22 protein-coding genes, 1 pseudogene and 1 riboswitch are annotated in these 26,660 nt (G+C 68.6%); of the genes and pseudogenes, 8 read left to right on the top strand and 15 right to left on the bottom strand.

Annotated features, from left to right (window positions below; all coding sequences use genetic code 11):
• Window positions 1-103: 103 nt before the first annotated feature.
• The 5 genes from ACFYMC_RS10105 to ACFYMC_RS10085 form a co-directional block, all read right to left on the bottom strand.
• Window positions 104-1,126 (bottom strand): ribonucleotide-diphosphate reductase subunit beta, encoded by a 1,023-nt coding sequence (locus ACFYMC_RS10105; RefSeq protein ID WP_388521641.1) that lies wholly within the window; start codon window positions 1,124-1,126, stop codon window positions 104-106.
• Window positions 1,126-3,549, bottom strand: coding sequence for a ribonucleoside-diphosphate reductase subunit alpha (locus ACFYMC_RS10100; protein WP_388521638.1), 2,424 nt, complete (start codon window positions 3,547-3,549; stop codon window positions 1,126-1,128). Before ACFYMC_RS10100 ends, ACFYMC_RS10105 begins: the two co-directional genes overlap by 1 nt.
• 186 nt (window positions 3,550-3,735) lie before the next feature.
• Window positions 3,736-3,814, bottom strand: a riboswitch (cobalamin riboswitch).
• Between the two features lie 202 nt (window positions 3,815-4,016).
• A complete protein-coding gene (locus ACFYMC_RS10095; RefSeq protein ID WP_388521636.1) occupies window positions 4,017-4,253 on the bottom strand; it encodes a YbdD/YjiX family protein in 237 nt (78 codons plus the stop codon).
• A complete protein-coding gene (locus ACFYMC_RS10090) occupies window positions 4,250-6,391 on the bottom strand; it encodes a carbon starvation CstA family protein (RefSeq protein WP_388521846.1) in 2,142 nt (713 codons plus the stop codon). Before ACFYMC_RS10090 ends, ACFYMC_RS10095 begins: the two co-directional genes overlap by 4 nt.
• A gap of 193 nt (window positions 6,392-6,584) precedes the next feature.
• Window positions 6,585-7,355, bottom strand: coding sequence for a GntR family transcriptional regulator (locus tag ACFYMC_RS10085; RefSeq protein ID WP_388521843.1), 771 nt, complete (start codon window positions 7,353-7,355; stop codon window positions 6,585-6,587).
• 288 nt (window positions 7,356-7,643) lie between these two features.
• Here ACFYMC_RS10085 and ACFYMC_RS10080 point away from each other — a divergent pair, with 288 nt between their 5' ends.
• The 4 genes from ACFYMC_RS10080 to ACFYMC_RS10065 all read left to right on the top strand — a co-directional run bounded on the left by ACFYMC_RS10080 (window position 7,644) and on the right by ACFYMC_RS10065 (window position 12,422).
• The gene (locus ACFYMC_RS10080) at window positions 7,644-8,933 is read left to right on the top strand and encodes an extracellular solute-binding protein (RefSeq protein WP_388521634.1); all 1,290 of its coding nucleotides are present in this window, start codon (window positions 7,644-7,646) and stop codon (window positions 8,931-8,933) included.
• 119 nt (window positions 8,934-9,052) lie between these two features.
• Entirely contained in the window at window positions 9,053-10,072 is a 1,020-nt protein-coding gene (locus ACFYMC_RS10075) for a carbohydrate ABC transporter permease (protein ID WP_388521632.1), read from the top strand.
• 35 nt (window positions 10,073-10,107) lie between these two features.
• Window positions 10,108-10,926, top strand: coding sequence for a carbohydrate ABC transporter permease (locus ACFYMC_RS10070; protein ID WP_388521840.1), 819 nt, complete (start codon window positions 10,108-10,110; stop codon window positions 10,924-10,926).
• 2 nt (window positions 10,927-10,928) lie between these two features.
• Complete coding sequence (locus ACFYMC_RS10065) at window positions 10,929-12,422, top strand: glycoside hydrolase family 3 protein (protein ID WP_388521629.1); 1,494 nt, start codon at window positions 10,929-10,931, stop codon at window positions 12,420-12,422.
• A gap of 108 nt (window positions 12,423-12,530) precedes the next feature.
• Here ACFYMC_RS10065 and ACFYMC_RS10060 read toward each other — a convergent pair whose 3' ends face one another.
• From ACFYMC_RS10060 to nagB, 4 genes are all read right to left on the bottom strand, one after another.
• The gene (locus ACFYMC_RS10060; RefSeq protein WP_388521626.1) at window positions 12,531-13,028 is read right to left on the bottom strand and encodes a Pycsar system effector family protein; all 498 of its coding nucleotides are present in this window, start codon (window positions 13,026-13,028) and stop codon (window positions 12,531-12,533) included.
• Window positions 13,012-14,181 (bottom strand): adenylate/guanylate cyclase domain-containing protein, encoded by a 1,170-nt coding sequence (locus tag ACFYMC_RS10055; protein ID WP_388521624.1) that lies wholly within the window; start codon window positions 14,179-14,181, stop codon window positions 13,012-13,014. The genes ACFYMC_RS10060 and ACFYMC_RS10055 overlap by 17 nt, the downstream gene beginning before the upstream one ends.
• Window positions 14,182-14,352: 171 nt before the next feature.
• Entirely contained in the window at window positions 14,353-15,243 is an 891-nt protein-coding gene (locus ACFYMC_RS10050) for a serine hydrolase (RefSeq protein WP_388521621.1), read from the bottom strand.
• A 777-nt stretch (window positions 15,244-16,020) separates the two neighbouring features.
• Window positions 16,021-16,806 (bottom strand): glucosamine-6-phosphate deaminase, encoded by a 786-nt coding sequence (gene nagB / locus ACFYMC_RS10045; protein ID WP_388521619.1) that lies wholly within the window; start codon window positions 16,804-16,806, stop codon window positions 16,021-16,023.
• 185 nt (window positions 16,807-16,991) lie between these two features.
• On the opposite strand from nagB, the pseudogene ACFYMC_RS10040 reads away from it, so the two are divergent.
• Window positions 16,992-18,048 (top strand): annotated as a pseudogene (locus ACFYMC_RS10040) (SIS domain-containing protein).
• A 398-nt stretch (window positions 18,049-18,446) separates the two neighbouring features.
• Window positions 18,447-19,916, top strand: a complete 1,470-nt coding sequence (locus ACFYMC_RS10035) for a sensor histidine kinase (protein ID WP_388521838.1) — start codon at window positions 18,447-18,449, stop codon at window positions 19,914-19,916.
• A 164-nt stretch (window positions 19,917-20,080) separates the two neighbouring features.
• Here the strand turns inward: ACFYMC_RS10035 and ACFYMC_RS10030 are convergent, their stop codons facing one another.
• Entirely contained in the window at window positions 20,081-20,338 is a 258-nt protein-coding gene (locus tag ACFYMC_RS10030) for a WhiB family transcriptional regulator (RefSeq protein WP_003953983.1), read from the bottom strand.
• A 320-nt stretch (window positions 20,339-20,658) separates the two neighbouring features.
• Window positions 20,659-21,627: a diacylglycerol/lipid kinase family protein gene (locus ACFYMC_RS10025; protein ID WP_388521616.1), complete on the bottom strand. Its 969-nt coding sequence runs from the start codon at window positions 21,625-21,627 to the stop codon at window positions 20,659-20,661.
• Between the two features lie 94 nt (window positions 21,628-21,721).
• Between ACFYMC_RS10025 and ACFYMC_RS10020 the strand changes: the two genes are divergently transcribed.
• Complete coding sequence (locus tag ACFYMC_RS10020; RefSeq protein WP_388521614.1) at window positions 21,722-22,156, top strand: hypothetical protein; 435 nt, start codon at window positions 21,722-21,724, stop codon at window positions 22,154-22,156.
• A gap of 56 nt (window positions 22,157-22,212) precedes the next feature.
• Here ACFYMC_RS10020 and ACFYMC_RS10015 read toward each other — a convergent pair whose 3' ends face one another.
• From ACFYMC_RS10015 to ACFYMC_RS10005, 3 genes are all read right to left on the bottom strand, one after another.
• A complete protein-coding gene (locus ACFYMC_RS10015) occupies window positions 22,213-23,124 on the bottom strand; it encodes an RNA polymerase sigma factor SigF (protein WP_388521611.1) in 912 nt (303 codons plus the stop codon).
• The gene (locus ACFYMC_RS10010) at window positions 23,121-23,534 is read right to left on the bottom strand and encodes an anti-sigma regulatory factor (RefSeq protein ID WP_388521609.1); all 414 of its coding nucleotides are present in this window, start codon (window positions 23,532-23,534) and stop codon (window positions 23,121-23,123) included. Before ACFYMC_RS10010 ends, ACFYMC_RS10015 begins: the two co-directional genes overlap by 4 nt.
• A gap of 209 nt (window positions 23,535-23,743) precedes the next feature.
• Window positions 23,744-24,004 carry a UBP-type zinc finger domain-containing protein gene (locus tag ACFYMC_RS10005; RefSeq protein ID WP_388521606.1) on the bottom strand — a complete coding sequence of 87 codons (261 nt, stop codon included), beginning with the start codon at window positions 24,002-24,004 and terminating at the stop codon, window positions 23,744-23,746.
• A gap of 46 nt (window positions 24,005-24,050) precedes the next feature.
• Between ACFYMC_RS10005 and ACFYMC_RS10000 the strand changes: the two genes are divergently transcribed.
• Window positions 24,051-25,658 carry a Na+/H+ antiporter gene (locus ACFYMC_RS10000; RefSeq protein WP_388521603.1) on the top strand — a complete coding sequence of 536 codons (1,608 nt, stop codon included), beginning with the start codon at window positions 24,051-24,053 and terminating at the stop codon, window positions 25,656-25,658.
• A 25-nt stretch (window positions 25,659-25,683) separates the two neighbouring features.
• On the opposite strand, the gene ACFYMC_RS09995 is transcribed toward ACFYMC_RS10000, so the two are convergent.
• Window positions 25,684-26,652, bottom strand: coding sequence for a 1-aminocyclopropane-1-carboxylate deaminase/D-cysteine desulfhydrase (locus ACFYMC_RS09995; RefSeq protein WP_388521835.1), 969 nt, complete (start codon window positions 26,650-26,652; stop codon window positions 25,684-25,686).
• Window positions 26,653-26,660 lie beyond the last annotated feature (8 nt).

The following is a 26,660-nucleotide window of genomic DNA, read 5'->3' as shown; positions in this document are numbered from 1 at the left end:
GGGGTGTTCGCAACAGGCGTTGCGGCCACACCGCGCGAACCGCAGAGGGCGGGACCGTCGACAGACGGGTCCCGCCCTCTGCGCGTTCTGGACCAGGGCAGCCCTAGAAGTCCTCGTCCAGGTCGACCGTGCCCTCCACGGCGACCTGGTAGGCGGACGGGCGCCGCTCGAAGAAGTTGGTCAGCTCCTGCACGCCTTGCAACTCCATGAAGGAGAACGGGTTCTGCGAGCCGTAGACCGGCGGGAAGCCCAGGCGCACCAGGCGCTGGTCAGCCACGCACTCCAAGTACTCGCGCATGGACTGGGTGTTCATGCCCGGCAGGCCCTCCCCGCACAGATCGCGGCCGAACTGGAGCTCCGCCTCCACAGCCTCCTTGATCATGTCGGTGACCTGCTGCTGGAGCTTCTCGTCGAACAGCTCCGGCTCCTCCTTGCGGACCGTGTCGACGACCTCGAAGGCGAAGTTCATGTGCATGGTCTCGTCACGGAACACCCAGTTGGTGCCGGTGGCCAGGCCGTGCAGCAGACCACGGCTGCGGAACCAGTACACGTAGGCGAAGGCCCCGTAGAAGAACAGGCCCTCGATGCACGCGGCGAAGCAGATCAGGTTCAGCAGGAAGCGACGCCGGTCCGACTGGTCCTCCAGCCGCTCGATCTTCTCGACCGAGTCCATCCACCGGAAGCAGAACTGGGCCTTCTCGCGGATGGAGGGGATGTTCTCCACGGCGGCGAAGGCGGCGGCGCGGTCGTCCGGGTCAGGCAGGTAGGTGTCCAGCAGGGTCAGGTAGAACTGGACGTGCACGGCCTCCTCGAACAGCTGGCGCGAGAGGTACAGCCGCGCCTCGGGGGAGTTGATGTGCTTGTACAGCGTCAGCACCAGGTTGTTCGCGACGATCGAGTCACCCGTGGCGAAGAACGCGACCAGACGGCCGATCATGTGCTGTTCGGCCGGCGTCAGCTTGCCGAGGTCGGCGACGTCCGAATGGAGGTCGACCTCCTCCACGGTCCAGGTGTTCTTGATCGCGTCCCGGTAGCGCTCGTAGAAGTCCGGGTAGCGCATGGGGCGCAGGGTCAGCTCGAAGCCCGGGTCGAGCAGGTTCTTCACGGAGTTGCTGGGGGTGGACATTACTGGCAGGCCTCGCAGGACTCGGGGTTCTCAAGGGAGCAGGCGAGCGCGTCGGCGTCGGTCGCCGCCTGCTGTACGGGGATGGTGGCCGTGGCTGGGGCGGAGCCCTGGGCGGCGCGGGCGATCCGGGTGGCAGGGCGGGAGCGCAGGTAGTACGTGGTCTTCAGCCCCTGCTTCCAGGCGTAGGCGTACATCGAGCTGAGCTTGCCGATGGTGGGCGTCTCCAGGAACAGGTTCAACGACTGGCTCTGGTCCAGGTACGGGGTGCGGGCCGCGGCCATGTCGATCAGCGAACGCTGCGGCAGCTCCCAGGCGGTCCGGTACAACGCCCGGACCTCGGCCGGGATCCAGGAGAAGCCCGCCACCGAGCCGTTGGACTCGCGCAGCGCCTCACGGGTCTGCGTGTCCCACACGCCCAGCTCCTTCAGCTCGGCGACCAGGTAGGAGTTCACCTGGAGGAACTCGCCGCTGAGAGTCTCACGCTTGAAGAGGTTGGAGACCTGCGGTTCGATGCACTCGTAGACGCCGGCGATGGAGGCGATGGTCGCGGTCGGCGCGATCGCGAGCAGCAGAGAGTTGCGCATACCCGTACGCGCGATGCGGGCGCGCAGCGCCTCCCAGCGCTCCGGCCAGTTGTTCTGGACCCCGTAGTGGTCGGGGTGCAGCACGCCTCGTGCCGTCCGGGTCTGGGCCCAGGCGGGCAGCGGGCCGTGACGTTCGGCGAGGTCGGCGGAGGCCTCGTAGGCGGCCAGCATGATCCGCTCGGAGATCTTCGTGGACAGGGCCTTCGCCTCGGGGGAGTCGAAGGGCATCCGCAGTTGGAAGAACACGTCCTGGAGGCCCATCGCGCCCAGGCCCACCGGGCGCCAGCGCGCGTTGGAGCGGCCGGCCTGCTCGGTCGGGTAGAAGTTGATGTCCACCACGCGGTCGAGGAAGGTCACGGCGGTGCGGACGGTCCGGTCCAGCCGCTCCCAGTCGATGGGCTCCTGCCCGTCGGCGGCACCGCGGTTGACGAAGGAGCCGAGGTTGACTGAGCCGAGGTTGCAGACCGCGGTCTCGCCGTCGTTGGTCACCTCGATGATCTCGGTGCACAGGTTGGAGGAGTGGACCACCGTGCCCGGTTCAGCGGTCTGGTTCGCCGTGCGGTTGGAGGCGTCCTTGAAGGTCATCCACCCCTGGCCGGTCTGCGCCAGGGTGCGCATCATGCGCCCGTAGAGGTCACGGGCCGGCATGGTCTTGCGGGCCAGGCCAGCGGCCTCCGCCCGGTGGTAGGCGGCGTCGAACTCCTCACCCCACAGGTCGACCAGCTCGGGCACGTCGGCCGGCGAGAACAGCGACCACTGGGCGTCGGCGTTGACCCGGCGCATGAACTCGTCGGGCACCCAGTGCGCCAAGTTCAGGTTGTGGGTACGGCGCTGGTCCTCACCGGTGTTGTCACGCAGCTCAAGGAACTCCTCGATGTCGGCGTGCCAGGTCTCCAGGTACACCGCGGCGGCGCCCTTGCGGCGGCCTCCCTGGTTCACGGCGGCTACCGAGGCGTCCAGGGTCTTGAGGAAGGGGACGATGCCGTTGGAATGGCCGTTGGTCCCGCGGATCAGCGAACCACGGGCGCGGATGCGGGAGTAGGAGAGGCCGATGCCGCCGGCGTGCTTCGAAAGACGCGCGACCTGGTGGTAGCGGTCGTAGATCGAGTCGAGCTCGTCCAGCGGGGAGTCCAGCAGGTAGCAGGAGGACATCTGCGGGTGCCGGGTACCGGAGTTGAACAGGGTCGGCGAGGAGGGCAGGTAGTCCAGCCGGCTCATCAACTGGTAGAGGGAGGCCACCTCGTCCACGGCGCGCGGGCTGTCGTCCTCGGCCAGACCGCAGGCCACCCGCAGCATGAAGTGCTGCGGGGTCTCCACGACCTGTCGGGTGATGGGGTGGCGCAGCAGGTAGCGACTGTGCAGGGTGCGCAGCCCGAAATACCCGAAGCGGTCGTCAGCGCCCTCTGCCAGGGCGTTGGCGACCAGGGCGTCGAGCCGGGCCGCGTGCTGCGCGACGAACGCGGCGGTGCGGTCGGCGATGAGGCCCTCCCGGTGGCCCACGGCCACCGAGCCGGAGAAGGACACCGCTCCCTGGCCGGCGGCCTCTTCGGCGACGGCCAGGGTGAGCAGACGGGCGGCGAGCCGGGAGTAGGCGGGGTCCTCGGAGATGAGCCCGGCAGCTGCTTCGGTGGCCAGCGCCCGCAGTTCGCTCTCGTCGGCCGACGCGCTCCGGCCGCGCAGGGCGGCGGCTGCGACTCGGCCGGGGTCGGCGTCGGGGAGGTCGGCGGTGAGGTCGGTGAGAGTGCGCAGCAGGGTGGTGCCGGGGCCCTCCGTGACGGCTCCCACAGCGGTGGGGTCGGTGTCGGACGCGGCTCGCGGTGCGGAAGGCGCGATGGTCACGGGGTGGGCTCTCCCTCGCTCGGCTCCGGATGACTCGGAGGCGGGGCACGGGGGAGCGCGTGCGGACGTACCTGACGAGGCCCCCTCGGGGCGGGCAGCCGGTACTTCGCGCAGCGTCCGCCGGCCCACCGCGAGGCCCGGACGAAATCGGTACCCGGTTCGGTCGACCCGGGTACGCCGTCGGCAGGTCCTCGGACTCCCGGCATACGCAAGAGCGCACACGTCATACCGTTGCGGGACAGTTCCGGATTCACACCGGATTCCCCTGCGGCGACAGCGAGGATGAGCATACATGTGGGGGCCTGTTGATGCGTTACCCCCCACATGTTGTGTCGCGCGTGGCGACGCACCGTCTCACGTCGTACCTCTGCGCTACTGCTGGGCGGTCCCGCCCGGTGGGGCGACCGCCGAAGAAGAAGGGCTCCGCCTCTCCGGGACGGGAGACGGAGCCCTTCTTGGGACGGGACTCAGCAGCAGCGGAAGCCCTCGCGGGGGTCGCCCTCGCGGGCGTCGGTGCGGGCGCGTTCGAAGGCGCGCCGGGTGAGGGCCCTCGCGCCCGGGTCCTGACGGTGCACATGGGCAAGGTAGTGGTCGTAGGCTGCCTCGCCGGTGAACTCGTGCACGTACCAGCGCACTCGGGAGAGCACCTGCCGCAGACTCCGCAGGGGGCTCAGGGCTGTGGGGCGGGGGTCGAGGGGGCTCATGCGGACACGTATTCCTTCGGCTGGCCGCCTTGGGGTCCCAGGCCCGCGGCGGCGAACTCGGCTCTCTCCCGTTTGCTGGGGAAGAGGCCGTCCGGCGCGAGGAAGGCGGAACGGACGTAGGGTGCTTCGGCTAGCTGGACGGTTTCGGGGCTGCTGATGGCTTTGAAGCAGGTCCGGGCGGCGTCGGCGAGCACCACGATGATCAGGAGTGCGAAGAATGCCGAGAGCACTCCGTCCACCGTGGAGTTGGTGACCACGGTGTGCATGTCGGCCATGGTCTTGGCGGGGGGCAGGATCTGGTCGGCGTCGATGCCCGCCTGGTACTTGTCCCGCTGTGCGAAGAACCCGACCCGGGGATCGGCGGAGAAGATCTTCATATAGCTGGCCGTGAGCGTCACGGTGGCGTCCCACGCCAGCGGGACGGCCGTCACCCAGGCCCACTTCAGCCGACCCGACTTCACCAGCAAGGTGGTGCACACCGCCAGGGCGACGGCGGCGAGAAGTTGGTTGGCGATGCCGAACAGGGGGAACAGCTGGTTGATCCCGCCCAGCGGGTCGTGCACGCCCACCCACAGGAAGTAGCCCCAGCCGCCGACCACGAAGGCGCTGGCGAGCCATACGCCGGGCTTCCAGCTCACCTGGCGGAAGGGCCGGTAGAGATTGCCGAGGGTGTCCTGGAGCATGAAGCGACCCACCCGGGTACCGGCGTCCACGGTGGTGAGGATGAACAGGGCCTCAAACATGATGGCGAAGTGGTACCAGAAGGCCTTCATGCCGGCGCCACCGAGGACGGCCGAGAAGATCTCCGACATTCCGAGCGCGAAGGTCGGTGCGCCGCCGGTACGGGAGAGCAGGCTGGTTTCCTCGACGTCCTTGGCTGCCTGGGCGAGGGCCTCGGGGGAGATGGTGAAGCCGAGACCGGTCACTGCCTGGGATGCGGCTTCCACGGTGGTCCCCACGACGCCGCCGGGGGAGTTGATGGCGAAGTAGAGGCCGGGGTCGATGATGCAGGCCGTGATCATGGCCATGATGGCGACGAAGGACTCGGTCAACATGGCGCCGTAACCGATCATCCGGACTTGCGTCTCCTTCTGGATCATCTTCGGGGTGGTGCCCGAGGAGACCAGGGAGTGGAAGCCGGAGAGTGCTCCGCAGGCGATGGTGATGAAGACGAACGGGAACATCGAGCCGGCGAACACCGGGCCGTCACCACGGCCGGCGAACTCGGTGACCGCGTCCATCTTCAGCGTGGGCATCGCGATGACGACTCCCAGGGCCAGCAGACCGATGGTGCCGACCTTCATGAAGGTGGAGAGGTAGTCGCGGGGGGCGAGCAGCATCCAGACGGGCAGCACCGAGGCCAGGAATCCGTAGCCGATCATCCAGATGACCAGGGTGCCCGGCTCCAGGGTGAAGGTGTCGGCCAGGGAGGACTCGGCCACCCAGCCGCCGGCGACGATGGCGAGCAGCAGGAGCGCGACACCGATGACGGATACTTCGGTGATCCGTCCGGGCCGTAGGACGCGCAGGTAGACGCCCATGAAGAGGGCGATGGGGATGGTCATGCCGATCGAGAAGACGCCCCAGGGCGAGTGCGCCAGCGCGTTCACGATGACCAGGGCCAGCACCGCCAGCAGGATGATCATGATGGCGAAGACGGCGACCAGGGCGGCTGCGCCGCCGACCGGTCCGATCTCGTCCCGGGCCATCTGGCCGAGGGAACGGCCGTCGCGGCGGGTGGAGAAGAACAGCGTGACCATGTCCTGGACGGCGCCGGCGAAGATGACTCCGACGACCAGCCAGATCGTGCCGGGCAGGTAGCCCATCTGTGCCGCGAGGACCGGTCCGACCAGCGGGCCCGCGCCGGCGACCGCGGCGAAGTGGTGGCCGAAGAGCACCCGTCGGTCCGTCGGGTGGAAGTCGACACCGTTGTCGAGGCGTTCGGCCGGCGTCGCCCTGCTCCGGTCCGCCCGCAGCACCCGGTACTGGAGGAAGCGCGCGTAGAAGCGGTAGGCGATGGCGTAGGAGCCGAGCGCGGCGGCGAGCATCCAGGCCGCGGAGACTTCTTCGCCCCGGGACAGGGCCAATAAGCTCCAGCCGGCCGCACCCACCAGGGCGACCAGGGACCACAGGGCGATCGACTTCGGCGTGGGGCGCCCGGAACCCTCCTCGGGCGCCCCGTGCTCGGTCGTGTCGGTCTTCTTGGTCACTGCCGGCTCTGTCACGGCTCTCGTCCCCTCGTAGGTCACCTGTGCAATGTGCACGGAATCTACGGTGGTCACCCGGGCGAGCGTAAGACCCCGTCAGCGTCGTCGGTGCGCAGTCCGCCAGTCAGCGCCCACTGGTTGGTCTTTGGAGCCGGGCCACGAACTTGTAACGATCCCCGCGGTAGACGCTGCGCACCCATTCGACGGGTTCACCGTTGGCGGCGAGAGAATGGCGGGAGAGCATCAGCATGGGCAGTCCGACGTCGGTTCCGAGCAGGCCTGCCTCGCGGGGTGTGGCCAGCGAGGTCTCGATGGTCTCTTCGGCCTCGGCGAGGTGCACGTCGTACACCTCCGCCAGGGCGGTGTAGAGGGAGGTGTACTTGACGAGCGAGCGTCGGAGTGCGGGAAAGCGCTTGGCGGACAGATGAGTGGTCTCGATGGCCATGGGTTCGCCGCTGGCGAGCCGCAGCCGCTCGATGCGCAGGACGCGTCCACCGGTGGCGATGTCCAGGAGTCCGGCCAGGGTGTCGTCGGCCGTGACGTAGCCGATGTCCAGCAGTTGCGAGGTGGGTTCGAGGCCCTGTGCCCGCATGTCCTCCGTGTAGGAGGTCAGTTGAAGGGCCTGGGAGACCTTGGGTTTGGCGACGAAGGTCCCCTTGCCTTGGATGCGCTCCAGCCTTCCCTCGACGACCAGTTCCTGGAGCGCCTGGCGCACCGTGGTGCGCGAGGTGTCGAATTCGGCCGCGAGCGTGCGTTCCGGCGGGACCGGCGTGCCCGGTGGCATGGTTTCGGTCATCGCGAGCAAATGCCGCTTGAGCCGGTAGTACTTGGGGACGCGTGCGGTACGGTTCGCCGTCCCGCTCTCGCCTTCCGTGGCTGTCCCTTCGGTGGCCATCGCCGACCGCCTTCCCGACTCCAGTTTTGCTGCCGTCACCGGCTCCTCCGTCTTTGTGCGGTCACATCGTGACACGGGCCGGAGCACCGATGCGGCCCCTCCCTGAGGTGTCGGTCCGGTAACGGACGACCACCTCGTTCATTACACCCTTGACACCCCTAAAGGTCTAGGCCAAGCTCCGATTACTGGTCTAAACCAATCTGGAGACCGGGTCCCAGCCCCACGGACAGTACTGGCGTATGTCACCGCGGCGGGCAGGGGAGTGCAGGCATCCCTGAGGAGGGTGGCGTGAAGCGCAAGCTCATCGCGGCGGTCAGTGTCGCGGGCATGATGGTCGGAGTTGCGGCCTGTGGCAGCAGCGACGACAAGGGCAGCAGCGAGCCCAAAGCCGGTGGCGAGAAGACCCTGACGGTCTGGGTCATGGACGGCTCCGCCCCGGACGCCTGGATGGCCGAGGTGAACAAGGAGTTCGAGGCCAAGCACGAGGGCGTCAAGGTCAAGGTCGAGAAGCAGCAGTGGAACGGCATTCAGGAGAAGGTCACCACCGCTCTCTCCGAGAACTCCCCGCCCGACGTGCTGGAACTCGGTAACACCCAGACCGCTGGCTACGCGGTCACCGGCGGTCTCGCCGACCTGACGGCGGACAAGGACAAGCTGGGCGCCGCCGCCTGGAACAAGGGCATGCTCTCGTCCGCCGAGATGGACGGCAAGCTCTACTCGGCCCCGTGGTACGCCGCCAACCGCGTCGTGATCTACGACAAGAAGGCCTACGCCAAGGCAGGCGTCACTCCGCCCAAGACCCGCGACGAGTGGATCGCCGGCCTGGAGAAGCTGAAGGCCGCCGACGCCAAGACCCAGCCGATCTACCTGCCGGGCCAGAGTTGGTACGTCCTCGCGGGATTCGTCTGGGACGAGGGCGGCGACCTCGCCGTCAAGGACGGCGACAAGTGGAAGGGCACGCTCGGCACCGCCGAGGCCGCTTCCGCGATGGACTTCTACAAGAAGCTCCAGTCCTTCTCCACCGCTCCCAAGGACAAGGACGAGGCCTCCCCCCAGCAGTCCACGGACGTCGTTCCCAAGGGTGGCGTCGCGTCCTGGATCGGCCTCGGCTGGGAGGCCGGCGGCGCGATCGACGCCATCAAGAAGGCGGGCGGGGAAGCCGACTTCGGCTACTTCCCGATCCCGGGCAAGACGGCCGACAAGCCGGGCTCCGTCTTCTTCGGCGGCTCCAACCTCGCCATCGCCGAGCGCTCCGCCAACAAGGACCTCGCCAAGGAGTGGCTGGCCCTGGCTGCCGGCAAGGAGCAGATGACCAAGTACAGCGCCGCTGTCGAAGGCGCGCTGTTGCCGAACCAGGACGACGCGCAGTTCAAGCCGGCCGCCGGTTCCTTCGCCGAGGCCATGGCCGCGGCTGCCCCCGCGGGCAAGATCACTCCGGTCACCGCGGGCTGGGCGAACGTCGAGACGCTCCCCAACCCGATCAAGGAGTACATGACCAAGGTGCTCAAGGGTGAGGACGCCAAGAAGGCCGGCGAGGCGGCCGACAAGGAAATCACCGAGCGCATCAACAAGCAGTAGCAGCGCGACCAGCACCACAGGGCGGTAGCCCGCAGTCAGTCCGCAGTAATCGCACCCGGGGGTGCGGCCGGTGGCCCATCACCAGCCGTGCCCCCGGTGTCAACCGCGAGGAATAAGACATGACCGTGCATTCCCAGGGGGCGGGCGTCGCCGCTCCAGAGGACGCACCACGGAAGTCCGCCGGACGGCAGGACGACCCGCCGCCCTCCGGTCCGAGGGAAAACCTTCAGTCTCCTCGCGGCAGACGTTCCCTGCCGTCCGGGCTGACACCGTACTTGCTGGTCGCCCCAGCCGTTCTCAGCCTTCTGGTCCTGCTGCTCTATCCGCTGGTCCGCAACGTCATCCTGTCGTTCCAGGACGTCAACCGGAAAGAGCTGATCCAGCGCAAGACGCCCTTCAACGGCGTCAAGAACTACACCGAACTGCTCGGCGACCCGGACTTCTGGACCGTCGTCGTACGCACCTTCGCCTTCACCCTGGCGAACGTCGCGCTCATCATGCTCATCGGCAGCCTGATCGGCCTCCTGCTCAACCGCCTCGGCAAGAAGATGCGGCTGGTGCTCTCGCTGGCCCTGGTGATGGCCTGGGCCATGCCGATCGTGGCCTCGGTCACCGTCTTCCGCTGGCTCTTCGACGAACAGTTCGGCGTGGCCAACTGGATCATGCGGGTCTGCGGATTCGCCGGCTACGACCAACACAACTGGCTGGAGACCGGATTCTCCACCCTGGTCATCGTCACCGTCCTGGTGGTCTGGGGCTCCGTGCCCTTCGTGGCGCTCAACATGTACGCCGGGCTGACCACGGTCGGGGCCGAGCTCTACGAGGCCGCCCGGATGGACGGCGCGAACGGCTGGCAGACCTTTTGGAACGTGGTCTTCCCGAGCCTGAAGCCGTTCTTCCTGATCACCACCTTCCTAGAGGTGATCTGGGTCTTCAAGGCCTTCGTCCAGGTCTACGCCATGAACCAGGGCGGACCCGACCGGGCCTCCGAAACCCTTCCCGTCTACGCCTACGTCGAAGGCTCTGCCCAGGGCCACTACGGCCTGGCGGCAGCGATCTCCGTACTGACGATCCTGATGCTCGTCGTCGTCATGTCCTTCTACTTCCGCCTGATCCTGAAGCAGGAGGAGGAGCAGTGAGCAGCAACGTCTCCCAGGTGCGCAACCGCAAGCCGATCCGGCCGGGCACCGTGGCCAAGAACCTCGGCGCCCTTGCGATCGCGGCCGTCTTCGTCTTCCCCGTGTACTGGATGTTCTCCTCCGCACTGAAGCCGCAGGCGGAGATCCTCACCAAGGACCCGGTCTTCTTCTTCGTTCCCACGTTCGAGAACTTCGGGACCGCGACCGGCGCGGACAACTTCTGGACCTTCGCCCAGAACTCCGTGATGGTCACCGTCTGCGCGGTGGGCCTCGCCCTGCTGGTGGCGCTCGGCGCGAGCTTCGCCATCGCCCGCATGACCTTCAAGGGGCGCAAGGGCCTGGTGCTCGGCGTGATGATGGCCCAGATGGCCCCCTGGGAGGTCATGGTCATCGTGATGTACATGATCGCTCGGGACGGTGACTGGCTGAACAGCCTCCCACTGCTGACCCTCATCTACTTCGTGATGGTCCTCCCCTTCACCATCTGGACCCTGCGTGGCTTCATCGCGGCCGTCCCGGTCTCCCTGGAGGAGGCCGCCGCCATCGACGGTTGCACCCGCGGGCAGGCCTTCCGCAAGGTGATCTTCCCGCTGCTCGCCCCCGGTCTGATGTCCACCTCGCTCTTCGGCTTCATCACCGCCTGGAACGAGTTCGCGATGGTCCTGATCCTGAACAAGGACGTCGAGGCGCAGACCCTTCCCCTCTGGCTGACCACCTTCCAGACCGCGTTCGGCAACGACTGGGGCGCCACCATGGCGGCCTCCTCCCTCTTCGCGGTACCGGTGCTGATCGTCTTCCTCTTCCTCCAGCGCAAAGCCGTCGGCGGGATGACCGCCGGCGCGGTGAAGGGCTGACCATGACTGTGCTCGCACACCCCACCGACACCCTCACCCGGGATGCCCTGGCCGTGCTCCAGCCCGGGTTCGAGGGGACGGCGGCCCCTGACTGGGTGCTGCGCCGGATCTCCGAGGGACTCACCTCCGTGGGCCTGTTCGGACGCAACATCCACTCCCCCGAGCAACTCGCCGCGCTCACCGCGCAGCTGCGAGCCGAACAGGACGACGTCCTCGTCGCCATCGACGAGGAGGGCGGCGACGTCACCCGTCTGGAGGTCCTCACGGGTTCCTCCTTCCCGGGAAACCTGGCACTGGGCGCGGTGGACGACGTCGACATGACCCGGGAGGTGGCCCGCGAGCTCGGCCGCCGGCTCGCCGAGTGCGGGGTCAATCTGAACTGGGCGCCGTCCGCCGACGTCAACTCCAACCCGGACAATCCGGTGATCGGTGTCCGCTCCTTCGGCTCGGACACGCACCTGGTCGCCCGGCACACCGCTGCGTACGTGGAAGGCCTCCAAGCTGCCGGCGTGGCCGCATGCACCAAGCACTTCCCCGGCCACGGCGACACCAACGTCGACTCCCACCACGCGCTGCCCCGCATCGACGTCTCCCCCGAGGTCCTCTACGCCCGCGAGCTGGTGCCCTTCAGGGCGGCCATCGCGGCCGGCACCAAGGCCGTCATGAGCGCCCACATCCTGGTGCCGACCCTCGACCCGACCCGCCCCGCCACCCTCAGCCCGCAGATCCTCACCGGCCTGCTGCGCGAGGAACTCGGCTACCAGGGCCTGATCGTCACCGACGGCGTGGAGATGAACGCCATCGCAGGCACCTACGGCATCGAGCGCGGCAGCGTTCTGGCGATCGCCGCCGGCGCCGACGCGATCTGTGTGGGCGGAGGGCTCGCCGACGAGGGCACCGTGCTGCAACTGCGAGATGCGCTGGTGGGCGCGGTCCGCTCCGGCGAGCTCCCCGAGGAACGCCTGGCCGATGCGGCGGCACGGGTCCGCCGCCTCGCCGAGTGGACCGTGCGGGCCCGGGAGTTCCAGGTGGCCGCGGCACCGGGAATCGGCCTGGCCGCGGCCCGACGGGCCGTGCAGGTGACCCGCGCGGACGAAGAGCACGGCAAGCCGGTGGACCGCGTGTACGTGGCGACGCTCAGTCCGGTGGCGAACGTCGCGGTCGGCGCTGACACCCCGTGGGGCACGGCCGCCGAACTCGCCGCGCTCCTGCCCGGCACCGAGACCGGCTCGTACGGAGAGGCCCCCGCGGCCGAGGTGGCGGCCGAGGTGCTGCGGGCCGCCGGCGATCGGACGGTCGTCGCCGTCGTCCGCGACGCCCACCGCCACCCTTGGATGTCCGAGGTGTTGGACGCCCTGCTCGCGGCCCGCGCCGATACGCTCGTGGTCGAGATGGGTGTTCCGCAGGCCGGACCGCGCGGTGCCCTACACGTCGCCACTCATGGCGCGGCCCGCGTGTGCGGACAGGCCGCCGCGGAGGTCATCGCCCGAGGGTGAGCGGGTGGCCGTCTCATGGCGGTCGCCCCCTGAAGCCGGTTGAAGGCCGGGCCCCGGCGGGGGTCCGGCCTTCAACCGCATCCTGGCCGTGCCCGGACGCGCCGGCGCTCAGTGGAGCGCGTCGAACAAGGTCGCCCCGGCGATCAGAACCAGGGAGAGGCCCAGCAGGTCAACCGCCCGTGCGATCAGCCGGTACTTCCTGGTGGCGAGTACCGAGAGCGCTATCAGCTGGCTGCACCGTTCGAGGTGGGCGTCCTGAGTCGAGGACAGGTGGGCCACCAGGTCGGCGGGCCGTCCTTGGTACTGCGCGTAGTAGGCGAAGTAGGCAGGTCCAGCGAGGCGGGAGACGCCGACCGGCCGGACGCAGTAGAGCAACTGGCCGAGGCTGCAGGCGAGCGTCACGATCCCCGCCCAGGCGGCCCATTCGACACCGTTCCAGAGGGCGAAGATCCCTGCCGAGCGGACGACGAAGGTGGCGACGACGCCGGCAGCGATCGCGGAGAACAGCGCGAGGAGGGTGGCGGCCTTGTGGTCGGCACGGCTGAGCTCGGTGCGGACCTCGATCAGGGCCGCCTGGGCCTCCGCCGGCTCAGGGGCCGTCGTCATGGGCGGCGTTCGCGTTCGTGGTCAGGACCTGTCCCGAGATGCCGCGGTGGTTGTGGCGCACCTCCAGGGAGACCGGTTGGCCTGCCCGGTGGTCCGCCGCGCCATCGCCGAGGAAGACGAAGACGCTCTGCCGGTTGCCCCGGCTGTCGAGGACGTCCACGAAGGCGAAACCCTTGTGGGCGAGCACCCGCTGGAAGGTCCCGTCGATGGTGTGGCCCTCCTGGACGCAGCACCCGGCAACGGGTCGCTGCCCTTCCTTGAGTGGTGGGAGCGGGATGAAGCGTACGGACTGCCCCTCGGTGAGTTCGCCCTCGCCCACGATGAAGCGGCGGTCGACGTAGTGGTCGCCGTGGTCCGCCGCACCGATGAACCCCCGCCCCTGATCGCCGTCCCAGTGCTTGACCACCCCGTCGAGGGTCTGCTGGGTGGGCGGTGGCGCCGGCGGGGAGCTCTGGGCCTGGACGGGTAACTGCGCGTTGGTCTGGGCTCGGTCGATCGCCTCGGTCAGCACCGTGTTCTTCACACCGAAGGGCTTCCGGTGCCAGATGATCTCGCGGTACTTGATGGGCTTGGCGAAGCCCTTCAGATCGACCTTCTCCTCGGCCGAGAGGTAGTCGTCGGGGGAGTACTCAAGGACCCGCCCCATCTCGGAGGAGACCCGGCTCATGTTGGCCGAGACCACGGTGGCGCTGTCCACCCAGATCGCCTGGGGGGCGCCGGCGCTGCACAGCCGGGAAGCGAGGTCGGCCACCGACCCGATGTAGTCCAGTCCGCCGCCCGGCGCCTCGTACTCGACCACCCGGCCGGTGGCGATGCCGATGGTGGCCTGACAGTCGTTGAGGACCCCGCTGTTGTTCTCGGAGCGGAGCATCTCCTGGATCAAGATGGCCGCGCAGATCGCTTCGGCAGCGCGCTCCCCGTCGAAGGCGGCCAGGGTGCCGTCGCCCAGGTACTTCACCACGGTGCCACCGTGCTTGGCGACCGCCTCGGCGGTGATGTCGAGGAACTTCCCGATGGACGGGAGCCATCCGACCTCGCCGAACTTGCCCTTCATCTCGGTGGAGCCGGAGAGGTCGGCGAAGAGGATGACGCGGTAGGGGCGGTCGGGGTTCCTGAGTGCTTCCTGGAACAGGGTGAAGTGATCAGTTTGCAAGTCATGCCCCCCATGAAGTTGCCGTGCTCGCCCGTGCGGAGGGACGAGGTCCGGGCCACGATTCTAGTGACCCAACTCACGTTTGGGGCTGGACTTGCTGAAGTGGGGGAAGCGGTCGCAGGTCGCCCGGTCGGGCCGGGAGGCTCGATGTGGCCTCTATCTTGGGGGGTTTCAGCTGCCGCCCGTCAGAGCCTCGACTGCCGTTGTCGTGGTCCGCTCGATGAGGGAAACTCCCGCCTCTTGGGTGGCCTGGCGGTCGGTGAGGACGGCCACAAGCAGGGTGTGGCCGCCGTGTTCGACCATGCCGATGCTGTTGACGACCCACAGATGCGTGGTCTCCCGCGGTAGCCAGCCGTTCTTGAGCGCGAACGAACCCGCGGGGGAACTCGCAGCGCTGACGCCCCAGTCATGTTCCTCAAAGACATTGCTCATCAACGACCGCGCGTACGCGCGGGACTCGGCGGTCAGCGGTGAGTCCTCGGTGAAGACACGTCTCAGTAGGGTCAACTGGTCGAGGACCGTGGTGCGGGTGAGCCCCCACACACCACGCTGTCCCGCATGCGCCGGACTGAAACCGAGTCGCCGGTTGGCGGCGTCCAGGCCCTGGCGCCTGCCTATCTCGATCCAGAGTTCCTGCGCCGCGACATTGTCGCTGAAGCAGATCATGGCGGCGGCGCGGCGCTGCTGTTCGGTGGTGAGGGGGGTCCCGTGGTCCTGTGCCCGTAGGAGCAGGGCGGCCAGGATGTCCACTTTGATGATGCTGGCGGAGACGAAGCGCTCCTCGATCGAGCCGTGAGTGACTGAGTGTCCCGTGGTGAGGTCCTCCACCGCGAGTGCGTAACGACCGTCGCGCGGCCCTACCTCATCGAGCGCCGAACGTGCGGCCTGCACCGGGTCCGCGGCACCCGTCGAGTCCGACGGGCTCCCGGATGGCGCCGCAGCCGGGTCGGGTCTTGACGTGGGTGGCCTGGCGTCGGCGCCCTTCAGCGCGTGGACATATGCGCTGACGACGAGTGTCGCGCTCAGCAAGAGGAGCGCGGTGTTTCGTCTGCGGTGCTTCACGGGGGTTCTCGCTTTCGAGCGGGTGGACCACTGGGGGTATGCCGGAACCAGGGCGGGTGTCGTGCGGCGATTCCGGGTGCCTGGCGGTTTTCGAGTCTTCTTCAGCGCGGCCTTCCAGGGCTGTCCCTGTATGCGCGCCGTGGGCCTCTCGCTCACTCCCACCCTAAAGTGATCAGTTCCGGACTTTCCGATTCCGAAATTCGCCGGGATCGGGGCGTGTGTGAAGTCGAGCCGGGGTGACCCAGTGCTCACACCGCGCTCCCGTAGCCCCCCGAGCGGCCTTCCTCGGGCCCCTGGCCGCGCCGAACCGGCTGGCTACGGGCACGCGGGTTAGGCGAGGTCAGCCCAAGCGGAGGGCGGGACCACCGAATGGCTACCAGCCCCACTGCGGGCGTGCGCAAAGTGATGGAATTCGCTACTCCCCTTCAGGGTCTACTTTTATTGACGTGCTGCCTCATGGTGGTGAGCGTACTTATTGGTGGACCTTGGTCAAGCTGTGAATTTGGGGCGGGGAAGGGGCCGGGTTTCTTTCACTCAGGAACCGATTGCTCCATGTGGCCGTGGTGGTTGATTCCTGCGAATTGACCGGGTTCGCGTTCACACTGTGTGTTATTTCCGGGTGGGCTCAATCACTCCCCGGTGCGGTCCATGGCGTCGCGAGAACGCGGCCCGGTCGGGACGGGAGGACGTCACCGCACACCACTGCGCCCCGCCGAGCGTGCTCGGCGGGGCGCAGTGGTCAGGTCGAAGCCCGCGTGGGCGTCCTTTCGGCCGTGGTTACAGCCCTTGCCAGCGAGGCTTGTTGGCGTAGGTGTGACGGAAGTAGCCGGCGAGCTTCAGCCGAGACGCCGCGGCCTCGTCGACGACGACGGTGGCGTGGCGGTGCAACTGGAGCGCTGAGGCCGGGACCAGGGCGGAGAGTGGGCCCTCGACCGTCTGAGCCACGGCTTCGGCCTTGCCTTCCCCGGTCGCGAGCAGGACCAGGTGGCGCGCGTCCAGGATGGTGCCGATGCCCTGTGTGATGACGTGGTGCGGTACCTGGTTGACGTCGCCCTCGAAGAAGCGGGCGTTGTCGATCCGGGTCTGTTCGGTGAGCGTCTTGATCCGGGTGCGGGAGGAGAGCGAGGAGCAGGGCTCGTTGAAGCCGATGTGTCCGTCGGTGCCGATGCCGAGCAGCTGGAGGTCCACGCCGCCGGCCTCGGTCAGGGCCCGGTCGTAGGCCTCGCAGGCGCCCTGCACGTCGTCGGCGGATCCGTCGGGGCCCGTGAAGGAGGACTCGTCCAGGCCGAGTGGTTCGACGACCTCGCGCAGGACCACGGAGCGGTAGGACTCCGGGTGGTCGACGGGCAGGCCCACGTACTCGTCGAGCTGGCAGATCCGGGCGCGGGAGGCGTCGACCTCGCCTGCTCGGACCTTGGCGGTCAGTGCCTGGTAGATGGGCAGCGGGGTCGAGCCCGTTGCGACACCGAGCAGGGCGTCGGGCTTGCGGCGGAGCAGGGCGGCCATGGCCTCTGCGATGAGTTCGCCGCCCGCCTTGGCGTCCGGGACGATGACAACTTCCACGCTGGGCCTGCCGATCTGTGTGGAGTGGGCATATGTGGTATAGACCAATCTAGCAGAATGGCGTCCCCGTGGGGGAGCCCGCGCGGTGCTGGGGTGACCGCCCCGAAACGGGGTGGGTCCCGGTGGCGGCCCGCGGCGCGGGGTGGTCGACTACCCCCATGGTCGAAGCCGACGAGGAGACCCGCATGTCCGAGGATCGTGAACGCCCCGGTCGGATGATGGCGGGGGAGATCGCCGAGCAGCCGGCGGTTGGAAAGACTCCTCACCGAGGGGGCGCCCCTGATCCGCGCCACCGCCGAAGCGGTGGCCGCTCGCAAGCCCCGTTTCGTCCTGCTCGCCGCCAGGGGCACCTCCGACCACGCCGCCCTCTACGCCAAGTACCTCCTGGAGGTGCGTCTCGGCCTGCCCTGTGGGCTGAGCTCGATGTCCACCACCACCGCCTACGCGGCTCGGCCCGACCTCAGTGACGTCCTGGTGGTCACGGTGAGCCAGTCCGGGGGTTCTCCGGACCTGGTTGCCTCGGCCCAGGCGGCCCGAAGGGCCGGGGCGGTCACCGTGGCCGTCACCAACAACCCCGACTCGGCGCTGGCCGCCGTCTGTGAGCACCACATCCACGTCCTCGCCGGTCCCGAGCGCGCCCTGCCGGCCACCAAGACGTACACCGCCTCCCTGCTGGCCCTGTATCTCTTCGTGGAGGGGCTGCGTGGGGTGGACGGCGCCGACGCGGCCCGGTCCCTGCCGGCCCTCGCCGAGCAGATCCTCGCCCGCCACGCCGAGGTGCGGGCGCTGGCGGCCCGTTACCGCTTCGCGGAACGGATGGTCATCACCTCCAGGGGCTTTGGGTATCCGACGGCCAAGGAGGCCGCCCTGAAATTGATGGAGACCTCCTACATCCCGGCGCTGTCCTATTCCGGGGCCGATCTGCTGCACGGGCCGCTCGCGATGGTGGACAACGTCTTCCCGGTGATCGCCGTCGTCACCGAGGGGCGGGGAGGCGAGGCGCTGCAACCAGTGTTGGACCGTCTGCGGGGGCGTGGGGCTGACCTCTTCGTCGTCGGCCCCAGGGCTCAGGTCGAAGCCGCCTCGGCGGGATTCGTCCTGCCCACGCAAGGGGTGGGCGAGGAGCTTCAGCCGATCCTGGAGATCCTGCCGCTCCAGCTGCTCGCGCATGAGGTCACCGTGGCCCGAGGTCAGGACCCTGACGCGCCGCGGGCCCTCGCCAAGGTCACCGAGACGCGCTGAGGGCTCGGGCAGCCGTGGTGCCGCACGGAATTCGCACCTCGGCTTCGGGGCGTATCCCGCAGGGCTACCGTCGCGTATCTTGGACGAAGCAACGGAAGTTTCCCGCTGCACATGGATGGACAGAACCAATTGGTCTAGTCCACAATGCAGATGCTGAGAATAAGACGTCCGCCCTCCCCGCACAGGAGGGTGGATCGAGGTGAGCCGCGTGTTCTGCCCTGACCGCGCAGGCCCCTCCCACCGGCTGCCGGGACCGCACACCCGCCGGCCGATGCACTCCGGGCTGCGGTGCCGGACGGGCTGAGGGTCCCGTCCCGGCGCCGCGGTCAGGGGAGGCGTCGCGGAACTCCTTTTCCGGGCCGTACCCGTGCACGGGTACGCTCGCACTCGTGCCCTCCATGAACGAGCTAGTCCGCCAGCACACCGCTCTCAGCGACACCGACCTGGAGTGGCTCCACATGCTGGTGTCGGAGTGGCAACTGCTCTCCGACCTCTCCTTCGCGGACCTCGTGCTCTGGGTTCCCACCCTGGACGGCACCCGCTACGTCTCCGTGGCCCAGATGCGGCCCAACACCGGCCCCACGTCCTACCAGGACGACATGGTCGGCCACCTCGTACCGAGGGGGCGCCGACCGTTGCTGGACGCCGCACTGGACGAGGGGCGGATTGTTCGCGAGGGCGATCCCGAGTGGCGCGAGGAGGTCCCGGTAAGGGTGGAGTCCATTCCCGTGCGCAGGGAGGGTCGAGTGCTCGGCGTCATCGCCCGCAACACCAATCTGTTGACGGTGCGGACCCCGAGCAGGCTGGAGCTGACCTATCTGCAGTCCGCCTCCGACCTTGCCCAGATGATTGCCTCCGGAGCCTTCCCCTATCCGGGACAGCAGGCCGACCGTGATGCCTCCCCGCGCGTCGGGGACGGCCTGATCCGGCTGGATGCCGACGGGGTCGTCACCTATGCGAGCCCGAACGCCCTCTCCGCCTACCACCGGCTGGGCCTGGCCTCGGACCTGGTCGGCCAACACCTTGGCCAGTCCACGGCCGAACTCGCCCCCGCCCGCGGGCCGGTGGACGAGGCGCTGGTGAAGCTCGCCAGCGGTTGGGCACCACGGGAAACCGAGGTGGAGGGCAACGGGGGAGTGATCCAGCTGCGGGTCATTCCGCTCAAGCCCAAGGGCATCCGGATCGGTTCCCTCGTGCTGTGTCGGGACGTCACCGAACTGCGTCGGCGTGAACGGGAACTGATCACCAAGGACGCCACCATCCGGGAGATCCACCACCGGGTGAAGAACAACCTCCAGACGGTGGCTGCGCTGTTGCGCCTCCAGGCTCGCCGAATGGACTCGGATCAGGGGCGGGAGGCGCTGGGGGAGGCCGTGCGACGGGTCGGTTCGATTGCGATCGTGCACGAGACGCTCTCCCAGAACCTCGATGAGCGGGTGGAGTTCGACGAGATCGCCGACCGGGTCATCGCGATGGTCGCGGAGATCTCACCCGGCAAGGTCGGCTGCCGGCGTACCGGACGCTTCGGGATCCTGGACGCGGAGGTCGCCACTCCGCTGTCGATGGTGCTCACCGAGATCCTGCAGAACGCCCTGGAACACGCCTTCGCACCAGGGGAGTACGGCACGGTCGAGGTGATCGCGGCGCGTAGCGGAACGGGCCGGGAGGAGGGTCGGCTGAAGATCACGGTGCAGGACGACGGCTGTGGCCTTCCTGCTGGATTCGACCCTCAGAGCGCCGGAAACCTGGGTCTTCAGATCGTGCGCACCCTGGTTGAGGGGGAGCTCGGCGGAACGTTCGACATGGTTGCCGGTGCGATCCGTGGCACCAAGGTGATCCTCGATATTCCGGTGCCCGGGCAGAAGTAGTCCAGGTGCCCACTTACGGGACGGCTCCTGGGGCGGCAAGGAATTCGAGGGCCGGAGCACAGCACTGAGCCCCGGACCGATGATTCGGTCCGGGGCTCAAGAGCACGTTGCTGAGCGCTTGTTGAGGTTCTACGCGCTGCGGCTATCGAGGCTCAAAGTCGGCTTCAGGCGCTGGCGTTGCGCGCCCGGTTGCGGGCGGCGCGGCGCTTCATGGCGCGGCGCTCGTCCTCGCTGAGGCCACCCCAGACGCCGGAGTCCTGACCGGACTCCAGCGCCCACTGCAGGCACTGCTCCATCACGGGGCAGCGACGGCAGACGGCCTTGGCTTCCTCGATCTGCAGCAGCGCAGGACCGGTGTTGCCGATAGGGAAGAAGAGCTCGGGGTCTTCTTCGCGGCAAACGGCGTTGTGACGCCAGTCCATGGCTGCTCCATCTCCTTGGTATTGCGGGCACGTTGCTTGTGAATGTGAACGCTTTCACGAATCCCCCCGCAAGGGAAGGGCGAACACCCCGGTTGGCCGGAGCGGTCCGTGATTCGTGGAAGGGTTCTGGCGATCGCATGGGTGCCGGGTTGTGCGGGCTGTCCCGATCGCCATGTAGAGATTCGCAAACCTCGGACGGGGATACAACCCCTTCCGGAAAGTTTTTTTTGATTCATCGGTGTCGACTAGGTCACAGCCGTACTTCTATGGGGTGGATCCCAGCCTAAACGTTCGACTGAAAGGACTAAAGGCCCTTCCGCTCACACAATCACACGCAGTGCACGGCGTACGCCTGTGAACGTCACGCTGGTACGCAGTCCTAGGTGATCGCCGTCCATCTGGAATGGAAGCGGAACCTTCGAATGCAAGGTGAAGTCGGTCAGATCGTGCAGAGATACCGCATGCTTGCCCCGCGGGCCGCGCTCAGGAGTCGAGGTCAGCAGCTGCGTGGCGTAACGAGCCACCGCCGCGGTTGACATCCGGTCCAAAGCCAGTACGTCAAGTGCGGTATCGAAGGACGCCTCCGGGGAGGCGTACACCGGGCGGTTGCCGAGGTACGTCCAGGGCGAGGTGTTGCAGATTATCGACAGCACCAGATCCGTCACCGGGTCCTCGCCCGGTCGCTCCAGTGTGATCGTGCCGTTCCTGCGGTGCGGATCCTCGAAGAACTGTCGGACCACCTGTCGTACATACAGTGCATGCGTCGAACGTTTGCCGCGCTCCCGCTGCTGCTCCACCCGGCCCACGACGCCCGCGTCGAAACCGAGTCCGGCGCAGAAGGTGAACCAGCGCGGCGGCGCCTGCTCGTCCACGGTGCCGACGGTGCCGGAGGCGAGGCCGAGTCCCACCGTCCGTTCCCGACGTTCCCGCAGTGCGTCCAGCAGTGCGCCGGTCGCCTCCACCGCGTCATTGGGCAGCCCCAGCGCGCGGGCGAAGACGTTCGTGGATCCACCGGGAACCACGGCCAAGCCCGGCAGCCGGTCCGGATCGGGGCCGCCGTGCAGGAGGCCGTTGACCACCTCGTTCACCGTGCCGTCACCGCCGAGCGCCACCACCAGCTCGATGTCCGCGCTCTCCGCGGCCCGCCGCCCCAGGTCCCGAGCGTGTCCGCGGTACTCGGTGGTCACCGCCTCCAGCTTCATCTCGCTGGCCAGCGCATGGATCAAGACATCGCGCGTGCGCGCACTGGTGGTGGTAGCCGCCGGATTGACCACGAGGAGTGCACGCATGTGCAGCAGACTACCTACCGGCAGGTACCTGGCCCATACCGGATCTCTGAACCGGTCGATCCGGCGCCGGCGTGCCGACGGCTACCCTGCTGGGGTGAGTACCGAGCAGACCCATGCCCAGCACGCCGCGCCCAACAGTCCCGTACCGGCCCGGCTGATCGCCGCCGCCGCGCTTACCGCGCTGGAGGGCCTCGCTCTGGCCGGCCTCGGCGTCTACCTGTTGGTGATGGGGCTGCTCGGTGACCCCGATTCCCCGCAGCAGGCGGAAACCGGTGGTGTGACCCTGCTGGCGCTGGCCCTGCTGCCGCTCGCGGCGGCGCACGGACTGAGGCTGCGCCGCCGTTGGGCACGCGGTCCTGCCCTGATCACCCAACTGATGGCCGTCCCGGTCTCCTGGACCCTGATCGACACCGGCGGCGGCGTACTGGCCGGCGGAATCGCGTTGGCCGCAGCTGCGCTCACGGCGCTCGTACTGCTGGTCAGCCCGACCACCACGCAAGCCCTCGGCGCCGGGCCGCGGGGCGCTTGAAGCGCTTCCCGGCGCGAGGCGGGCGGAGCGCGCCTGCCTCGCCCCTCGGGTCCTTCCTACTCCTCGACGAGGAGCTTCTCGCGGAGCTGGGCGAGCGTCCGGGCCAGCAGCCGGGAGACGTGCATCTGTGAGATGCCGACCTCCTGAGCGATCTGGGACTGGGTCATGTTCCCGAAGAACCTGAGCAGCAGGATCCGTTTCTCTCGGGGCGGAAGCCCTTCCAGCAGCGGCTTGAGGGACTCCCGGTACTCGACGCCCTCCAGCGCCTCGTCCTCCGCGCCCAGGGTGTCGGCCACGGCCGGGGACTCGTCGTCGGTGTCCGGAACGTCCAGCGACAGCGTGCTGTAGGCGTTCGCCGACTCCAGCCCCTCCAGCACCTCCTCCTCGGAGATCCCGAGGCGTTCCGCCAGTTCGTGAACGGTGGGTGAGCGTCCGTGTTGCTGGGAGAGCTCCGCGGTCGCCGTGGTCAGCGCGAGGCGCAGCTCCTGGAGGCGACGGGGCACGCGTACGGCCCAGCCCTTGTCGCGGAAGTGACGCTTGATCTCACCGACGACCGTGGGGGTGGCGTACGTGGAGAACTCGACGCCACGGTCCGGGTCGAATCGGTCCACCGACTTGATCAGGCCGATCGTGGCGACCTGGGTGAGGTCGTCCAGGGGCTCGCCGCGGTTGCGAAAGCGCCGCGCCAAGTGCTCGACCAGCGGCAGGTGCATCCGCACCAACTGGTTGCGCAGCTCCGAACGCTGCGGTGACCCCTCGGGGAGCTCGCGCAGTTCGACGAACATCGCCCGCGCGCCACTTCGATCACGTGGATCGTGGCGCCGGTCCTCGTGGTGCTGGTGCTCGTTCTCGCTCATGGGGCCCGCCCGTCGCTCCGCCGAGTCCAAAAGGCCGTCATCCGCCGGGTGTGGCCGGGCGTGCTGCTCCGGAACGCCCCGGTCTCGTACTGGACTGTCCCCGCCGCTCACGCCGGACCGGGTCCCGCGCCGCGCTGTTTGTAGAGGCTGATGCTGACCGTCTGGTCCTCGGCGACCTGGGAGTCGACCTTGCCGGCCAGCGCGGAGAGCACCGTCCAGGCGAAGGTGTCCCGCTCGGGCGCTCGCCCGTCGGTGGTCGGGGCCGAGACGGTCACCTCAAGGGAGTCGTCCACCAGCCTGAAGACGCACGAGAGGACGGAGCCGGGCACGGCCTGCTGGAGCAGGATCGCGCAAGCCTCGTCCACTGCGATGCGCAGGTCCTCGATCTCGTCGAGGGTGAAGTCCAAACGTGCAGCAAGGCCGGCCGTAGCCGTCCGCAGCACCGACAGGTAGGCACCCGCAGCCGGCAGCCGGACTTCCACGAAGTCCTGGGTCCCGGGCTCGCCTGCGATCTGGGACACCCTCACCTCCAAGGTGGTACGAGCTCTGTTCGCCGGTGACGCTATCGCGATCCACGGCGCCGTGTCGCGGCGCCCCCGCGCCCCCCGCCGGCGACTGTCACTGATGGTAAGCCCATATGCACGCTCAGTGGCTAGGGGTCTGTGGACCCAAATGCTGACCGGACGGGCCCAATTGTGCGCGTAGCGGCCCTGCGGGACAGGCCTTGGGTTCAGACGATCGAGGAGTCCACGTAACACCACCGCCAGGTCTCGCCCGGTTCGAAACTGCGCATGACGGGATGACCCGTCTCCAGGTAGTGAGCCGTCGCGTGTCGGTGCGGAGAGGAATCGCAACACGCCACGTGCCCGCACCACAGGCACATACGAAGCTGGACCGGGTGACTCCCGCGCGCCAAACACTCGGGGCAGGTCGCCGCACGCGGCGCCGGCTCGGGGTGGGGGAGTTCGGGAACGTGCAGGCACTCGTCCATGATGGCCAGGTTACGACGGCTCGCGACGGAGACGGGGTCTTTGCCGATGGAGGTAGCGCAGCTGATCGCGCTGGTGGCGGGCAGCGCCGCCATCGCAGGCGCGGCGAGGCGGGGACCCGTCCCGGCCCCGCTGCTGCTCGTGGCCGCGGGGCTCGTCGCTTCGTACCTCCCCGGGGTTCCGGAGTACGAGCTGGATCCGCACATCGTGCTGCCCCTGTTGTTGCCCCCGTTGCTCTACACCGCGGCCGTCGACAGCTCCTACCTGGACCTGAGGGCGAACATCAGACCGGTGGCGTTGCTCTCGGTCGGTTACGTGCTCTTCGCGACCCTCGCCGTCGGGTACGCCGCCCACCTGCTGGTGCCGGACCTCTCACTGACCGCCGCGCTGGTGCTCGGTGCCGTGATCGCGCCACCGGACGCCGTGGCGGCCACCGCCATCGCCCGGAAGCTCGGGCTGCCCCACCGGATCACCACCATCCTCCAGGGCGAATCCCTGGTGAACGACGCGACCGCGATCACCGCCTACAAGGTGGCGCTGGCCGCCGTCGTCGGTGAGAGCGCCGGCTGGACCGGCGGCATCGTCGAGTTCCTGGTGGCCTCGGTGGGCGGAGTGGGCGTCGGTCTCCTGCTGATGGTTCCGCTGCACTGGCTGCGCACTCATCTGAGGGAACCACTGCTCCAGAACACCCTCTCGTTGCTGATCCCCTTCGTGGCGTACGCGGCGGCGGAGCGGGTGCACGCCTCCGGGGTCCTCGCGGTGGTGGTCGTGGCGCTCTACCTGGGGCACCGGTCCTGGCAGGTCGACTTCGCGACGCGGCTCCAGGAGGCGGCGGTCTGGAAGATGGTCGCCTTCATCCTGGAGTCCGTGGTGTTCGCACTGATCGGCCTCCAGCTGCCGGTGGTGCTCGCCGGCCTCGGCGAGTACGAGGGCCTGACCGCACTGTGGTCCGCACTCGTGGTGTTCGTGGCGGTGGTGGTGGCCCGTTTCGTCTGGGTCTTCCCGGCGACGTTCCTCCCGCGGGCGCTGTCCGCACGCATCCGCGCGCGTGAGCCCGACACCACCTGGAAGGCACCCCTGATCGTCGGCTGGGCCGGCATGCGCGGAGTGGTCTCGCTGGCTATCGCCTTCTCGATCCCTATGACCGTGGACGAGGCGGCCGGCGGCGGCCCCTTCCCGTCCCGGAACCTGATCCTCTTCCTCACCTTCACCACGGTGATCGCGACCCTAGTGGTCCAGGGGCTGACCCTGCCGCCGCTGATTCGGGCACTGCGCCTGCCCTCACGGGACCCGCAGGCCGAGACGCTGGCAGAAGCGCAGGCACAGAACGAGGCCTCCCAGGTGGCCGAGGCGCGCTTGGAGGAACTCCTGGCCGATGAGCGCAACGCGCTGCCGCAGCCGCTGGAGCAGCGGCTGCGCACGGTGTTGGAGCGCCGGCGCAACGCGGTGTGGGAACGTCTGGGCGAGGGCAACCCGCTCACTGGCGAGTCCGCGGACGACACCTACCGACGGCTGTCGGGCGAGATGATCGCGGCGGAGCGCGAGGTGTTCGTGGAACTGCGTGACGCCCGGCGCATCGACGACGAGATGATGCGGGTGCTGCTGCGGCGGCTGGACCTGGAAGAGGCCGCTGCCTATCGAGAGCGGGGCGACTGAGGCCGGGGCCCTGGACGGCCGGGGATCACGGCGAGCCGGTGATGACCGCTGCCACCGTGCTGCCCGGCGCGAGCGCGCCCTCCCTGGCCATAGTCGTCAGCCCGTAGAGCAGTTTGGCCACGTAGATCCGCTCGATGGTGATGCCGTGGCGCTCGCCGAACTCCGCTGCGAAGGAATCGAGTTCGGTGGGGACCCGGCCGTATCCGCCGAAATGGAAGCGGTCGTCCAGGCTCCACTCGCCCCGGCGGCTTCCGAATGTCTTGCACTGGAGCGCCGTGACTTCGGCATCCAGAAAGCCGCCCTTCAACACCGGTATTCCGAGCGCCTGTTGGTGTGCATCCAGGCCCGCGGCGAGGCCGGCCAGCGTCCCACCGGTACCGCATGCGACACCCACCAGGTCCGCGCGCCCGCGCAGTTCGGCGCCTAGCTCCTCGCAGCCGCGGACGGCGGCCGGATTGCTGCCGCCCTCCGGGATGACGAATCCCCCGGGCGCCCCGGCCTCCGTGAGGAGCTCTTCCAGGACGCGGGGATCGGCCTTGTGGCGGTACCGGTGCCGGTCGGTGAAGTGCAGCCGCATCCCGTGCGCCGCGCAGCGGGTGAGCGAGGGGTTCAGGGGCCGCTCGGCCAGCTCCTGTCCGCGGACGATGCCGACCGTCTCGAAGCCCAGCAGCCGCCCGGCAGCGGCGGTGGCCCGCAGGTGGTTCGAGTAGGCCCCGCCGAAAGTCACCAGGGTGTGGTGCCCGCGCTCGGCCGCGATCCTCAGGTTCGGGGCGAGTTTGCGCCACTTGTTGCCCGCCGGGTGGAGGTCCACCTGGCCGAGCGCCTCCGGGTCCCAGAGCAGAGTGGAGTGGATCAGGTCATCCCGCTTCAGCAGCAGTCGCACGCCTCTCCTCGCGAAGCGCTCGTCATGGACCTCGTGCAGGGGAGAGGGAGGCCGGGGCCGTAGCAGGGCGTCAATGTCAACGGGGTGCCTCACCGGACCATTCTCGGCCAGCGGGCTGC

Origin of the sequence: Streptomyces sp. NPDC006879, assembly GCF_042869595.1 — a bacterium.
Taxonomy (GTDB): Bacteria; Actinomycetota; Actinomycetes; order Streptomycetales; family Streptomycetaceae; genus Streptomyces.
Note: the sequence above shows the minus strand (reverse complement) of the source record. Positions and strands in the feature narration are given on the sequence as shown.

Coding starts and splice junctions, on each gene's coding strand:
- ACFYMC_RS10000 (WP_388521603.1), top strand. CDS start 24,051: ATGGAGGTAGCGCAGCTGATCGCGCTGGTGGCGGGCAGCGCCGCCATC.
- ACFYMC_RS10025 (WP_388521616.1), bottom strand. CDS start 21,627: ATGCGTGCACTCCTCGTGGTCAATCCGGCGGCTACCACCACCAGTGCG.
- ACFYMC_RS10105 (WP_388521641.1), bottom strand. CDS start 1,126: ATGTCCACCCCCAGCAACTCCGTGAAGAACCTGCTCGACCCGGGCTTC.
- ACFYMC_RS10035 (WP_388521838.1), top strand. CDS start 18,447: ATGAACGAGCTAGTCCGCCAGCACACCGCTCTCAGCGACACCGACCTG.
- ACFYMC_RS10075 (WP_388521632.1), top strand. CDS start 9,053: ATGACCGTGCATTCCCAGGGGGCGGGCGTCGCCGCTCCAGAGGACGCA.
- ACFYMC_RS10085 (WP_388521843.1), bottom strand. CDS start 7,355: ATGGCCACCGAAGGGACAGCCACGGAAGGCGAGAGCGGGACGGCGAAC.
- ACFYMC_RS10065 (WP_388521629.1), top strand. CDS start 10,929: ATGACTGTGCTCGCACACCCCACCGACACCCTCACCCGGGATGCCCTG.
- ACFYMC_RS10005 (WP_388521606.1), bottom strand. CDS start 24,004: ATGGACGAGTGCCTGCACGTTCCCGAACTCCCCCACCCCGAGCCGGCG.
- ACFYMC_RS10095 (WP_388521636.1), bottom strand. CDS start 4,253: ATGAGCCCCCTCGACCCCCGCCCCACAGCCCTGAGCCCCCTGCGGAGT.
- ACFYMC_RS10060 (WP_388521626.1), bottom strand. CDS start 13,028: ATGACGACGGCCCCTGAGCCGGCGGAGGCCCAGGCGGCCCTGATCGAG.
- ACFYMC_RS10030 (WP_003953983.1), bottom strand. CDS start 20,338: ATGGACTGGCGTCACAACGCCGTTTGCCGCGAAGAAGACCCCGAGCTC.